Origin of the sequence: Trichlorobacter thiogenes, from assembly GCF_900167465.1 — a bacterium.
GTDB lineage: Bacteria > Desulfobacterota > Desulfuromonadia > Geobacterales > Pseudopelobacteraceae > Trichlorobacter > Trichlorobacter thiogenes.
Window position 1 is genome coordinate 167,496 of the sequence record NZ_FUWR01000005.1, and the last position, 12,822, is coordinate 180,317.

General features: G+C 42.8%; 14 protein-coding genes. All 14 read left to right on the forward strand.

Features of this window, described 5'->3' with window-relative positions:
- The first annotated feature begins 18 nt into the window (after positions 1 to 18).
- The 14 genes from B5D39_RS06635 to B5D39_RS06700 are packed head-to-tail and all read left to right on the forward strand — an operon-like array spanning position 19 to position 12,777.
- Entirely contained in the window at positions 19 to 972 is a 954-nt protein-coding gene (locus B5D39_RS06635; protein ID WP_078789676.1) for a GDP-L-fucose synthase family protein, read from the forward strand.
- Positions 969 to 1,934 carry a glycosyltransferase family protein gene (locus B5D39_RS06640; RefSeq protein ID WP_078789677.1) on the forward strand — a complete coding sequence of 322 codons (966 nt, stop codon included), beginning with the start codon at positions 969 to 971 and terminating at the stop codon, positions 1,932 to 1,934. Before B5D39_RS06635 ends, B5D39_RS06640 begins: the two co-directional genes overlap by 4 nt.
- Complete coding sequence (locus B5D39_RS06645) at positions 1,931 to 3,295, forward strand: B12-binding domain-containing radical SAM protein (protein WP_078789678.1); 1,365 nt, start codon at positions 1,931 to 1,933, stop codon at positions 3,293 to 3,295. The genes B5D39_RS06640 and B5D39_RS06645 overlap by 4 nt, the downstream gene beginning before the upstream one ends.
- The gene (locus B5D39_RS06650; RefSeq protein WP_161947437.1) at positions 3,295 to 4,152 is read left to right on the forward strand and encodes an SDR family oxidoreductase; all 858 of its coding nucleotides are present in this window, start codon (positions 3,295 to 3,297) and stop codon (positions 4,150 to 4,152) included. The genes B5D39_RS06645 and B5D39_RS06650 overlap by 1 nt, the downstream gene beginning before the upstream one ends.
- Complete coding sequence (locus B5D39_RS06655; protein WP_078789680.1) at positions 4,149 to 4,511, forward strand: cupin domain-containing protein; 363 nt, start codon at positions 4,149 to 4,151, stop codon at positions 4,509 to 4,511. Before B5D39_RS06650 ends, B5D39_RS06655 begins: the two co-directional genes overlap by 4 nt.
- Positions 4,508 to 5,446: a glycosyltransferase family 2 protein gene (locus tag B5D39_RS06660; RefSeq protein ID WP_208610552.1), complete on the forward strand. Its 939-nt coding sequence runs from the start codon at positions 4,508 to 4,510 to the stop codon at positions 5,444 to 5,446. Before B5D39_RS06655 ends, B5D39_RS06660 begins: the two co-directional genes overlap by 4 nt.
- Positions 5,446 to 6,234: a class I SAM-dependent methyltransferase gene (locus tag B5D39_RS06665; protein ID WP_078789681.1), complete on the forward strand. Its 789-nt coding sequence runs from the start codon at positions 5,446 to 5,448 to the stop codon at positions 6,232 to 6,234. Before B5D39_RS06660 ends, B5D39_RS06665 begins: the two co-directional genes overlap by 1 nt.
- Positions 6,234 to 7,343: a glycosyltransferase family 4 protein gene (locus B5D39_RS06670; RefSeq protein WP_161947438.1), complete on the forward strand. Its 1,110-nt coding sequence runs from the start codon at positions 6,234 to 6,236 to the stop codon at positions 7,341 to 7,343. Before B5D39_RS06665 ends, B5D39_RS06670 begins: the two co-directional genes overlap by 1 nt.
- A 39-nt stretch (positions 7,344 to 7,382) precedes the next feature.
- A complete protein-coding gene (locus B5D39_RS06675) occupies positions 7,383 to 8,207 on the forward strand; it encodes a hypothetical protein (RefSeq protein WP_078789683.1) in 825 nt (274 codons plus the stop codon).
- The gene (locus tag B5D39_RS06680; protein ID WP_078789684.1) at positions 8,204 to 9,058 is read left to right on the forward strand and encodes a glycosyltransferase; all 855 of its coding nucleotides are present in this window, start codon (positions 8,204 to 8,206) and stop codon (positions 9,056 to 9,058) included. Before B5D39_RS06675 ends, B5D39_RS06680 begins: the two co-directional genes overlap by 4 nt.
- Positions 9,055 to 10,293, forward strand: coding sequence for a glycosyltransferase family 4 protein (locus B5D39_RS06685; RefSeq protein ID WP_078789685.1), 1,239 nt, complete (start codon positions 9,055 to 9,057; stop codon positions 10,291 to 10,293). Before B5D39_RS06680 ends, B5D39_RS06685 begins: the two co-directional genes overlap by 4 nt.
- A 2-nt stretch (positions 10,294 to 10,295) precedes the next feature.
- Positions 10,296 to 10,958 carry an acyltransferase gene (locus tag B5D39_RS06690; protein ID WP_078789686.1) on the forward strand — a complete coding sequence of 221 codons (663 nt, stop codon included), beginning with the start codon at positions 10,296 to 10,298 and terminating at the stop codon, positions 10,956 to 10,958.
- Positions 10,959 to 11,011: 53 nt separating this feature from the next.
- The gene (locus tag B5D39_RS06695) at positions 11,012 to 12,163 is read left to right on the forward strand and encodes a DegT/DnrJ/EryC1/StrS family aminotransferase (protein ID WP_078789687.1); all 1,152 of its coding nucleotides are present in this window, start codon (positions 11,012 to 11,014) and stop codon (positions 12,161 to 12,163) included.
- Positions 12,157 to 12,777, forward strand: a complete 621-nt coding sequence (locus B5D39_RS06700; RefSeq protein ID WP_078789688.1) for a sugar transferase — start codon at positions 12,157 to 12,159, stop codon at positions 12,775 to 12,777. Before B5D39_RS06695 ends, B5D39_RS06700 begins: the two co-directional genes overlap by 7 nt.
- The last annotated feature ends 45 nt before the right edge of the window (positions 12,778 to 12,822 follow it).

The window sequence follows — 12,822 nt, forward strand, 5'->3', positions numbered from 1 at the left end:
CTTAAGATAGGCGTTTAAATGAGCAAACTCTTTCAAAAAACATTTATAGCTGGCCACAAAGGTTTAGTTGGAAGTGCTATTCACAGATGTTTATCAACAAATGGGTACACCAATATTATAACCCAGAACCATGATGAGCTTGATTTACTTGACGCTATTGCAGTGAATAGCTTTTTTGAGTCAGAACGCCCTGACGCGGTCTATCTTGCCGCCGCGATAGTTGGTGGCATACACGGTAATAGTACATACCCTGTCGATTTTTTACTTGGTAACATGAAGATTCAGAACAATATAATTGAAGCTGCTTGGCGGCATGGGGTTCAAAAGTTACTATTCTTGGGCTCAAGTTGCATTTATCCAAAGGCGGCTCCACAACCAATTAAAGAAGAATACCTTTTAACATCTTTGCTTGAGCAGACGAATGAGCCATATGCTATCGCAAAAATATCTGGCATTAAGCTATGTAGTGCTATGAACAGGCAATATGGCAAAGATTTTATGTGCGTTATGCCGTCGAACCTTTATGGATTAAATGATAATTACCATCCTGAAAATGGTCACGCACTTCCAATGCTTCTGCGTAGGTTTCATGAGGCAAAAATAAATGGTTTGGATCGTGTTGTTATCTGGGGCACTGGTACCCCAAGAAGAGAGTTTCTTTTTGCAGATGATCTGGCAGAGGCTTGTGTGTTCTTGATGGAAAATTATACCTCTGCCGCTGTAGGCGAATTAGTGAATATAGGGACTGGAGAAGATTGCACCATCATGGAGCTTGCACAGCTAATATCTGAAGTGGTTGGTTTTAATGGCGGAATTGAGTTGGATGTCACAAAACCAGATGGGACCCAACAAAAGCTTATGGATGTAACTAAAATTCACTCTCTTGGCTGGCGTCACAAAACATCTCTGCGTGAAGGCCTTGAAAAAACATACTATGATTTTCTTACTAACCCTACATTGAGACGGCCATGAAAATAGGTTTTTATATTCAGTGGCCCAAAAATTCTATGAATTCAAAAGGTAATGTGCTGGGCGATGAATTAATCGGTGAATCACTTGTAAGGGCATTCAGAAGGCTGCCAGAAATAGATTGGTGTGAGCTTTATGCACCCAATCATCTGCCTGATCGTGCTCTTGATATTATGATATATATGAACGAAAATGAGCCCGTTAAAGAATGGGCACGACGTCATGTGCTTTATATGCAAAACGCTTATGGTGATGGATCTGATGCTGTTCTTCGCAAATTCCAGTCTCGTAAATATGATGGGTATGCATTTATTTCCAAAAGATTGCTTCAATTGCATTTAGCTGAAGGTTATGGTGGCATTTTTCTCCCTTTTGGTGTGGATGTTGAAACCTTTAGGCCTGTGCCCAAAGAAGCTTGTTATGCCTTTGATGTTGCTTATGTGGGCAGTGATATAAAAGGAGAAGAACGTACCGTTCGCTATCTTGTACCTGCAACAGGATATAATTTTGGCTTATTTGGAAACTGGGTCATACCGAGATCTAGGTTCAGAATTTGGAAAAATTGGGGGAAACGTCCTAATTATCAAAAAACTTTTGAAAAGCTATCTCGCGGCAAGATCCCTCAGGCAGATGTACCTATACTGTATTCCAGTACTCAAATAAACCTTAACTGCACGGCCCAGGATTGTGTTGATTGGGATGTTATTACACTCCGTACCTTAGAGGTTTTAGCCTGCAAAGGATTTCTTATTACCGACCGAGTCTCAGCTGCAGAGAGAGAGCTCGACGGTTGCGTAGTTTTTACAGATGGTGACGATGATCTTGTAAAAAAAATCAGATATTATCTTGACCACCCGCAAGAAAGAGATGCAATAGCCTTAAAAGGCTATCAGTATGTCATTCAACATGCAACTATAGAACGAAGGGCAGAGAAATTCTTAGCGTATTTAAAAGGAATAGCATGAAAGTTCTTTTTGTTAATCCACCTGTAATTCGTTCTGCTCAATCGTCTCCGGAGAATGATTTTAAAATCGATGGGTTAATATCGCATCCGAGATATAGAAAAATACCAGGATTTAATAAATTAAAAAAAATGATCGGAGCAGGAAAAGGAATCAGGTATGGTGTTCGTGCTGGTTCCCGCTGGCCATGGACGATGGATGTACCGCACGGTGGGCCTCCCTATCCTTTTTTTATGGGCTATGCAGCAGCGAACCTCCAATCTAATGGTTTTGACGTAGCTATTATTGATGCTGTTGCAGACGAGGAGTATTCATACTCTGCCTGTCTTGAAAACGTTAGAAATTTTAAGGCTGACATAGTTGTAATTGAATGTTCTACCCCTACCATAGATATAGACATCTGGTTTGCCGAAAAGGTTGCGACGTTTGCTACGGTCTGCCTTGCTGGTCCTCACCTAACAAGCCATGCTGAAAAAATTCACTTAAAACACCCAAGTATCACTTATCTGCTTAAAGGCGAGTACATCCGCAGCTGCCTGGAGATGGTTCGTACTCGCCGCGCTGGCATTTATGAGTCTACCGTTGTTGACGACTTGGATTTGTTGCCGTTTCCCTACCGGGATTATTCGGCTGCTACACGCTATTATGATCCGACTATGCCAACTGCAAGACCACAGCTGCAGATTTATGCCAGCAAGGGGTGTCCGTTTAAATGCACGTTCTGTCTCTGGCCTCAAACCATGTACCAGGGAAAGGTTTCATATCGTAAGCCTGAGTGCATTGCCGCTGAAATTCGAGAATGTATAGCCAAGTATGGCTATCAAAGTATTTTTTTTGATGACGACACCTTCAATGTTGGCAATGATCGCATAAGCCAGCTTTGTGATGAATTAAAAGCAATAGGTTTGCCTTGGACTATGATGGGACGACTTGACTGTTCACCATTGTGGCTTTACGACAAAATGGTTGCATCGGGATGTGTTGGTATGCGCTTTGGGATAGAAACATTCGATACGCAGGTACTTAAAAATATCAAAAAAGGTCTTGAATCGGAAGCACTGGTTGAAACTCTTCGGCACATAAGCCACAAATACCCAAAACTCATGCTACATGTGACGATGATGAAGGATTTACCTGGACAGACAGATGATATTCACAAACGGGATATGTGTTTATTAAAGGAAATGGGGTTCTCTCTGAAAGATAAATACCGAAATTATCAGCTTGCTGCGTGTGCACCCTTCCCCGGTACAGAAATGTATGAGACTTTGCTGAAAGATGGAATAAAAGTTGATGATTTTAAGTTATATGATGGTGGCACTGATACCATTATGAAACAGGTTAAAGCCCGGAAGGATAAATAGTGAAAATTCTTGTAACCGGCGCGTCAGGATATATTGGGACTATCGTAAGCCGTTATCTTGCCGAACACCATAATTTAATTAAGACTAATAAAGTCGGTTCAGTCAATGCTGCTCAGATCTCATGCGATTTAACCAATTCTGACGCTGTAAGATCGCTTGCGATGCTTACTACACCTGAAGTGGTAATCCATGTTGCAGGTAACAAGAATATTGCCTTCTGTGAAGAACACCCAGATGACGCTTTTCAGATCAATTGTAATGCAGTAAAAAATGTGGCTGAAGCATTTGGCTCAACCTCCAGAATTTTTTATCTTTCAACGGACTATGTTTTCGATGGAATACAAGGTGGATATAAAGAAAATGATATACCATCACCTCAGACAGTTTATGGGAAGAGTAAATTATGTGGAGAAACAGAAGGTCGACGCATAGCTGGGAGCAATTTCGTAACCATTCGACTCAGTGCACTGTACGATGACGCAGCAGCCTTTCCACAATTTATTAAAGAAAAGCTGTCACAAGGACAATCGATCGACTGTTTTACAGACGTGATATATTCACCAACATATTACCAAGATTTGTTAGTAGCCATTGATACTTTACTTTATGATCAAAGCCTGACCGGGCCTGTGTATCACATCTGTGGCGAAGCAACGTCACGTTACAATTTTGCTCTCATTTATGCCGAAGTTTTTGGCCTCGAAACTAGGTTGGTGAAAAAAACGAGTGCTGTCAATGGAGGAAAGTATCTTTTCCCCAACCTATCGTTAAACTGCGATTGGTCACTTGAAACATTCAAGTTTAGAAACACCGGAATCCGCGAAGCTCTAACAAAGTTAAAGAAGGAGAATAGATGAAGCACCTTGAAGCATATAAACAATTTGAAGACAGCAGAGGCAGTTTCCTTGGCATTGTAAATTCAGGGCACTGGGAAGAGATAAACTTTGTAGAAACCTCAGCTAATCAGGTGCGCGGTGGGCACTACCACAAAGAAACACGTGAACTTTTCTTTATAATTGAGGGAGATATTGAAATTACTATTTCTGAAATCAACGGCGGTGCTAATAAAAGCTTCACGGTTGGACCAGGGGCCATATTTGTGATTGAGCCGTTTGAAATTCACTCTTTTGTCTGTAAGACCCCCTGTAAGTGGATAAATGTACTATCCAAACGAATTGACGATCAGTTCCATGATATCCATATACCTTCGCCATGATAAATGATTTCCAACTTACAACACCTGTAGCCTTTTTGGTATTCAACCGCCCCGATACGACCCAACAGGTTTTCGAAGCAATTAGACGCGCACGTCCTCCTAAATTGCTGATTGTAGCTGATGGTCCACGTGTAGACAGACCAGAAGAGGAAGAAAAGTGCCAGGCCGTACGTGCGATTATTGATACTGTTGACTGGCCCTGTGATATTTTAAAAAACTACTCCGATGTAAATCTTGGTTGTAAGATGAGGGTGTCAAGTGGGCTTGATTGGGTGTTTGAACAGGTTGAAGAGGCCATTGTTTTAGAGGATGATTGCCTGCCTGACCCAACGTTCTTCCGGTTTTGTGAGGAGTTGCTAGAAAAATATCGACATGATGAACGTATTTTTATGATTTGCGGAGCAAATTTTCAATTTAGTCAAAAAAGAACAAATGCAAGCTACTATTTTACGCGTTATAATCACATATGGGGTTGGGCCTCGTGGCGGAGAGCCTGGAAGCATTATGACCGTGATATTAAATTGTGGCCAACAATCAATGCTGAAGAATGGCTCAAGTCGGTAATACCCAATCAGCGTGAATGTAGATTTTGGTCTGACATCTTTCAGACTGTCTACGAAGGCAAAATTGACACCTGGGATTATCAAGTGGATTTTGCAAGTTATATCAACAACATGGTTTCAATCATACCATCTGTAAACCTGATATCAAACATCGGATTCGGTAGTGATGCCACTCATACTCAAGGAGTCACTCCCTACGCAAACATGTCAGTATCCCCTATGCCCTTTCCCCTAACACACCCAGAGCTTTTTTTAACTCATTACAAAGCTGATAACTTTACAGTAAAAACAATGTTTATGCCTTCTGTTGGAAGACGGATCTTGAGAAAATTTAGGTTTGTCATGAATAGACTCCGTATTGGATCAAATTAATGAAATGTACTATCTGCGGCATTGAAGGGCAATGGAGCTTCAATGCCCTAATACTAAATAAATATGATGTTGCTTACTATCGCTGTCAAACATGTGGTTTTTTGCACACCGAAACACCTTACTGGCTTAAGGAAGCGTATAGTGATGCAATAGTCGATACCGACACCGGCTTAGTGATGAGAAATATATCAACATCAATTAAATTGGCTTCTTTGCTTTACTGTTCCTTCGACCCGAGAGGAACTTATATCGACTTTGCTGGTGGATATGGCTTGCTGGTTCGCCTTATGCGAGATTTCGGTTTTGATTTTTACTGGGAAGATAAATATTGCCAAAATCTTATGGCTAGAGGCTTTGAGAGTAGCCAAGCTCAACCCCCTGTCACTGCGGTAACAGCTTTTGAGGTGCTTGAACACCTACCGGATCCTGTCAGTTTCATTACTGAAACGCTGAATAAATTTGGTACCAAAACCTTAATTTTCAGTACTGAACTTTATTCCGGTGAGTTCCCACCACCACCGGATTGGTGGTACTATGCGCGAAGCAATGGCCAACATATCTCATTTTTTCAGAGATCTACCATGGAGGTAATGGCAGAACTCTTGGGCTTGCGTTATTATAACATACACGGCCTGCAGGTCTTTACGGATCAGCACATCAAAAACCTGTCTTTGTCACGACTGCTAACATCGCGGTTAAGTATACCTACGGCACTTTATGTCAGGCGCAAACTTGGCTCAAAAATGATGTCTGACCACTACAGACGTTCGGAACACCAGCTGAAATGATGAAAATAAAAGTAGTCTTTGACCATCAAATATTTTGCTTACAGGCCTACGGAGGGATTTCGCGCTATTTTGTTGAGCTTGCTAAAGAACTTACTATGAGGCCTAATACTGAAGCTACTGTATCTGCACCAGCGCACGTAAACAAATACTTGAAACAAGCCGAATCAGACATTGATATAGTTGGTTTTGCTATAAATAAATTTAAAGGTTCGGGAATAATTTTACCCCCAATCGGCTCACTTGTGAACGGTTGTTTATTAAAGTTTAGCACCTCTGACATAGTGCATGAAACCTATTATTCCTATACGCGAAGAGCACCTCAGGGGGCAAAAATCGTACTCACAGTTTTTGATATGATTCATGAGATTTTCCCTGAGTATTTTTCAGCATCAGACCCCACAAGCAAGATGAAAGCTACTGCAGTTGCACGTGCAGACCATATCATCTGCATCTCCCACCAAACACAGAGTGATTTGATCAACCTGCTTAACGTTGATCCTGCAAAAACAACGGTTATACATTTGGGATTCAAGCTCACTACCCACCAGATAGAAGCGTGTCACCTGGGAGATACTTCACCATATTTGCTTTATGTTGGGATGCGGACCGGATATAAAAATTTTGAAAGGTTTTTGAGGGCAGTGGCTTTATCGCCTGATTTGCATAAAAAGTATCGTATTGTCTGCTTCGGCGGCGGACCGTTTTCAGCTAAAGAGCAGGAGCTGATTAAGGAACTCTGCTTCGAGGAAAATAGCGTTTGCCAGTTGTCGGGCTCAGACGCTATGCTTGCAGGTCTGTATAAACATGCGTGCTTATTTGTTTACCCCTCTCTCTATGAGGGGTTTGGTATTCCCCCACTTGAGGCGATGGCATATGATTGCCCAGTTGTGTGTAGCAATGTAAGCTCCATTCCCGAGGTTGTTGGAGATGCCGGTCAATATTTTGATCCAACGAGTACAGGTGAAATAATGGCTGCCATTGAACGTACGGCCAATGACCCAACTCTGAGAAATACCCTCATCGAGGCTGGAAGAAAGAGAATTCAGAAGTTTTCCTGGGAACGATGTGCGACTGAAACACTTGCAGTATATCGGAAGCTACTGATATGAGAATATTTAGCTATGACTTTAAATAATATAGGTACAAAAATGAACAAGTCAGACCAGCAAACGGCTGTTCTGGTTGTTTCTTGTGATAACTACTCCGATGTGTGGTCTCCTTTCTTCGAGCTTTACTCACGTTTCTGGCCTGACTGCCCGTTCAATACCTATCTCATTAGCAACACCAAAGAGTATTCTGTGCCTGGTGTAAAAACTCTGCTGGTTGGCGAAGATGTATCATGGTCCGACAACCTCAAGTACGCACTTACATTGATTCAAGAGCAGTATGTGCTTATTTGGATAGATGACCTCTTCTTGTTACAGCATGTAGACACATCTCTGGTTCTTGAAATGACAAACGATTTTATAGCGAGAGACGGTAACTATCTACGCCTGAATCCCACTATTCATGCAGACTTACCGTGCAATAATTATTTTGGCCGTGTATCTGCCGGGACTATCTACCGTACCTCAACCGTTATGTCCTTATGGCGAAAATCAGTGTTATCGGACCTGCTGGTTTCTGGTGAGAGTGCTTGGGACTTTGAAATCAACGGAACAATTCGGTCAGACCGCTTTGACGGTTTTTATGCTACCAAAACAGACTCTTTTAACGTATTAAACGGCATTATCAAAGGCAAATGGAGAAACTGCGCTTATAGAAAGATCTGTACGTTATGCACTGACTTCAACGACAACAGACGAGCTAGATTGTCACTGACTGAAGAGCTGTTGCTTAAGATAATGATCTTTCGGTCAAAACTTTTGAACCTGATCCCCCCACAATACAGACGCAAGCTAAAATCCAGAATTTTGGGTGCTAAGCATACATATAAAGTAACTACCCAAGACGGTTTAAAGCACAAGCTATGACTAATATGTTACCCAATATCCCTGCAGACCTGCATGATCCACAACAAATTAGTTTTTCATTTGTGATTGTAACCAGAAACAATCCCGAAGAATTACAGCAGACTGTTAATTCCATCTGCAGAGAGTTACCTGAATCAAGTGAGATTGTTATAGTTGATGGTAGTGATGAGCCGTTTGGCTTTGAGTGCATAAGAAACATGCTGGGCGATGCATCTGCCCCTACTGTGTATCGGCTTGATGAAAAGAAGGGGGTGTACCACGCTCAAAATATTGGCATCTCGTGCAGTAGCGGGCAGTGGATTATAGTTATTAATTCAGGTGATACGCTTGAACAAGGTGCATGTACCCACTTAGACTCAATTCGTGATTCCAAGGACGACCTGATTGTATTCGGACAAAACGTTGTTGACATGTACGGAAAGCTAGCCTACGCATGCCATCCAACAGCAGATTCGGTATGGCCCCATCAATCAGTTGTTGCCCACCGTAGAGTTCACAACAAGTTCGGGTTGTATCCTGAATCCTTTCGTTTTACGAGCGAGCAGCTTTTCTATGCGCAAATCAGAAACAGTATTAAATTTTCAATACGTAACGAAGTGATCAGTGTCTTTCGCCTTGGAGGCCTTACAAGCGGGGCTTCTTTGGCAAGATCAAAGGAAATTTTTGTTGTTCGCCGCGCTCTTGGTGCGGGGGTGCTATACTCAACAGCCAGCGCTTTTATATTCCCCTATATCAGATATATGCTGGAACGGTATCATGTACTCGCCCCTCTTGTCACAACACTGCGCAAGCTTCTATATCCGTGCTATAGAACGTGTCAGCCAGCAAAAAACGACGCAACCACCAAATGAAAGTCTGGATTGTCAATCCATACGGTAATTTGCCAGGTGAAGGCTGGCGAGATTATCGTTCAACAATGTTGGCGCATGCATTAGAAAAGGCTGGGCACGAAGCTATCTGGTGGGTAGCTAATTTTGAACACCGAACCAAACAATTTAGAACTACGGGATTTGAAGTGAGGGATGTCTCCTCAAAATTCAAGGTCCACTTGGTCCCCTCAACAGCATATTCACACAATATTTCACTTGCAAGAATCCGTTTTGAAAAAAAATTTGCACGTAATTTTGTTCAGTTATCACAAGCCTATTCATCTCCAGATGTACTTGTTATAGCCGACCCCGCACTCTTTACCTCTACTGACGTTGTCGCCTATGCTAAAAGTGCAGGTTGCAAGCTTGTCGTTGATATTCTGGATTTGTGGCCTGAGCTCTTCCATCTAGTACTTCCTCGCCCTTTATCATGGCTTGGAAACATACTCTTTGCGCCACTCTACAGAAAACGCTCGTGGCTTCTTAGGCAGGCAGATGGCATCGTAGCTGTATCAAAAAATTATCTTAATCTGGCATTAAATGCAGCACCAGAAACGCCTGGCAATGTATTTTATTTGGGGATCAATTTAGATGACTTTTATAAATCGCTTAGAAATAGTAATGCGTTGGCAAATGTTGAGCTGCCCATAAAAACTCCCGAGCATTCTTGGGTGATTTATGCAGGTACACTTGGAATAAACTATGACATAAGAACACTTATTGAAGCTGCCCGTATTCTCAAAAAGACACAATGCCATGTTCAATTACTTGTCGTTGGAGAAGGACCATTACGCACTATGATAACAAATGTAATCAGAGGTGAGAAACTTGACAATATAACCTACCTTGGGATCTTGCCGGTTGATCAGCTGAATGCATTGTACAAACACTGTGATATTGCGCTCTCCACCTATCGTGGTCTTTCTACCGTTTCGATGCCTGTCAAAGCATTTGATTGTCTGGCAGCTGGCCTACCTGTAGTGAATTCGCTTGATAAAGATTGGGGAGAATTGGTTGCCGACAAGCAACTTGGTGTCCAATACGCAGCTGGAGATGCAGACTCTCTGGCGCAAGCAATCAAGCTGTTACACCTGGACAAAGAACTTTTGCAAAATATGCACAACAATCTACTGATGTGTGCACATACTTTTGACACCGGTACGATTTACCCCAATTATGTCATTTTCATTGAAAATATTGCGAATAATAAGGTCTAAACATGTTAAAGCAGATTTATGTATCTCCAATTGGCTATTTAATATCTGTTTTTATGAATCTGTTTGGGATACTGCACCGCCCGTTTATGGTATATGGCTTCTTAAACCGCCGCACCAACAGGTTTAACAAATACACACGGATAAGTTCCACCGCAGTAATCATTGACAAAAAGCAGCTGGATATTGCTGACCATACCTGGGTGTGGCATCACAGCATACTGGATGCCAGCAACGGCATTTCAATCGGAAAGGGCTGTCAGATCGGGGCCTGGGTGGGCATATTTACCCACGGAAGCCACTTGGCCGTCAGGCTACTTGGAGAAAAGTATATCTACTTTGAAAAAGATGAGCGGATCGGCTATCAACGCGGGCCTGTTTCAATTGGTGAATACACCTTTGTCGGTGCAAAAGCGCTTATCATGCCGGGCGTATCCATCGGCAAAGGGTGCCTTATCGGGGCAGGGGCAATCGTGTCAAAATCAATTCCTGATTACTCTATTGTATCCGGGAACCCTGCTGAGATTATAGGTGACACCAGAAAGCTCGATAGGAAATATTTCAAGAATGAACTGGTTCAAAAAAACTATTATGATCCCTCTGTGATTGAAACTTGGTTGGCAGAGCGCACTGCGAAAGCAGCTGGTGAGTCACCATCAGAAGCATGATGTTTTAACAGAAATTCCTATCTAATTAATGCATATTCGCCAAGGAACTAATCATGAGTTTTCTTCCCTTTGCCCTACCGGATATCTGTGAAGATGAAATCAATGAAGTACTTGATTCTCTCCGCTCTGGTTGGTTGACCACCGGTCCCAAAACAAAACGGTTTGAGGAGGATTTTGCAGCTTTCATTGGTAACAACAGTGAGGCAATTGCCGTAAATTCTGCTACTGCGGGGTTGCATCTTGCTCTTGAAGCCGTAGGTATAACAGCTGGTGATGAGGTGATTACAACGCCCTATACTTTTACGGCAACAGCTGAGGTAATTCGTTACTTGGGAGCGGATCCTGTTTTAGTTGACATTGATGCAGCCACTTTTAATATCGATCCCTCGAAAATTGAAGCTGCCATTACATCCCGCACGAAAGCCATTGTCCCGGTGCATTTTGCAGGCCTGTCATGCGATATGCAGGCCATATTTTCAATTGCGCGTAAGCATAATCTGAAGGTGGTTGAAGACGCTGCCCATGCCCTCCCTACTACCTGCAACGGCAAATTGATCGGTGCACTTGAAAGTGATGCTGCCGTGTTCAGCTTTTATGCCACAAAAACCATTACTACCGGCGAGGGTGGCATGGTGGTAACCCACTCGCCTGAGTTGGCCAAGCGCTGTCGTATAATGAGACTGCACGGTATTAGCCGTGATGCCTTTGATCGATACACATCCATAAAGCCTGCCTGGCATTACGAAGTAGTTGCCCCTGGCTTTAAGTACAACATGACCGACATTGCCGCATCGCTTGGCATTCATCAGCTTAAGAAAGCCAAAGCTTTCCAGCAGAAGCGAAGCCAGATGGCCGCCACATACGATTCTGCCTTTTATGGATTGCCATTGACGTTGCCTCCACATGCGCCTGATAACGACACACATGCCTGGCATCTTTATGTCATTCGCCTTCATGATAAAGCTGGTATCAGCCGAGATAGTTTCATTGGGGCAATGGCTGAAAAAGGGATCGGCTGCAGCGTACATTTTATACCACTGCACCTCCATCCGTACTGGCGGGATCTATACGGACTTAAGCCGGAGGATTTTCCTAATGCCCAGAGTGGATTTGAGCAGGCTGTCAGTCTGCCACTATATACTAAAATGTCCGAGGAAGACCAACAGCGCGTCATCCAGGCTGTTAAAGAGATTCTGGCATGCTAGCAAAGCGGTTATTCGATCTTCTTTTTACTATTCCAGGATTTCTGCTACTAGCTCCTTTTATGCTAATTATAGCCATCTGGATCAGACTCGATTCAAAAGGCCCTGTGTTTTTCCGTCAGGAAAGAGTCGGGCAGTCTGGAAAACCATTTAGAATACTCAAGTTCCGCACCATGTGCATTGATGCCGAAGCCAAGGGACGTCAAATCACAGTGGGGAATGATCCGAGAATCACAAAATCAGGCACTTTTTTACGCAAATACAAACTTGACGAGTTGCCACAACTCCTGAATGTGATCAAAGGCGAGATGAGTCTGGTCGGTCCCAGGCCAGAAGTTCCCAGGTACGTAGCAATGTATCCTGAAGATACTCGCCAGATTGTACTTTCTGTACCACCTGGAATAACTGATTTTGCATCTATTGAATACAAGGATGAAAATGACATTCTGGGCGCTGCCGCAAATCCTGACAAGGCTTACATTGAAGAGATTTTGCCAGCCAAACTTGGATATTATCTGCGATATGTGCAAACACGGTCCTTGAAGCTTGATTTTATGCTTATAGTTAAGGTTCTTCCGCAGAATTTATGGGTAACTGACCTGCCGAAGATGGTCTGAGCAGCTACCTGGTGAACGAAATAGAGCATCCCGCCTACAAATCTG

What these genes read in the sequence shown, in the direction of transcription:
- B5D39_RS06635 (WP_078789676.1), top strand. Translation starts at nt 19, where the DNA reads ATGAGCAAACTCTTTCAAAAAACATTTATAGCTGGCCACAAAGGTTTA.
- B5D39_RS06640 (WP_078789677.1), top strand. Translation starts at nt 969, where the DNA reads ATGAAAATAGGTTTTTATATTCAGTGGCCCAAAAATTCTATGAATTCA.
- B5D39_RS06645 (WP_078789678.1), top strand. Translation starts at nt 1,931, where the DNA reads ATGAAAGTTCTTTTTGTTAATCCACCTGTAATTCGTTCTGCTCAATCG.
- B5D39_RS06655 (WP_078789680.1), top strand. Translation starts at nt 4,149, where the DNA reads ATGAAGCACCTTGAAGCATATAAACAATTTGAAGACAGCAGAGGCAGT.
- B5D39_RS06660 (WP_208610552.1), top strand. Translation starts at nt 4,508, where the DNA reads ATGATAAATGATTTCCAACTTACAACACCTGTAGCCTTTTTGGTATTC.
- B5D39_RS06665 (WP_078789681.1), top strand. Translation starts at nt 5,446, where the DNA reads ATGAAATGTACTATCTGCGGCATTGAAGGGCAATGGAGCTTCAATGCC.
- B5D39_RS06670 (WP_161947438.1), top strand. Translation starts at nt 6,234, where the DNA reads ATGAAAATAAAAGTAGTCTTTGACCATCAAATATTTTGCTTACAGGCC.
- B5D39_RS06675 (WP_078789683.1), top strand. Translation starts at nt 7,383, where the DNA reads ATGAACAAGTCAGACCAGCAAACGGCTGTTCTGGTTGTTTCTTGTGAT.
- B5D39_RS06680 (WP_078789684.1), top strand. Translation starts at nt 8,204, where the DNA reads ATGACTAATATGTTACCCAATATCCCTGCAGACCTGCATGATCCACAA.
- B5D39_RS06685 (WP_078789685.1), top strand. Translation starts at nt 9,055, where the DNA reads ATGAAAGTCTGGATTGTCAATCCATACGGTAATTTGCCAGGTGAAGGC.
- B5D39_RS06690 (WP_078789686.1), top strand. Translation starts at nt 10,296, where the DNA reads ATGTTAAAGCAGATTTATGTATCTCCAATTGGCTATTTAATATCTGTT.
- B5D39_RS06695 (WP_078789687.1), top strand. Translation starts at nt 11,012, where the DNA reads ATGAGTTTTCTTCCCTTTGCCCTACCGGATATCTGTGAAGATGAAATC.
- B5D39_RS06700 (WP_078789688.1), top strand. Translation starts at nt 12,157, where the DNA reads ATGCTAGCAAAGCGGTTATTCGATCTTCTTTTTACTATTCCAGGATTT.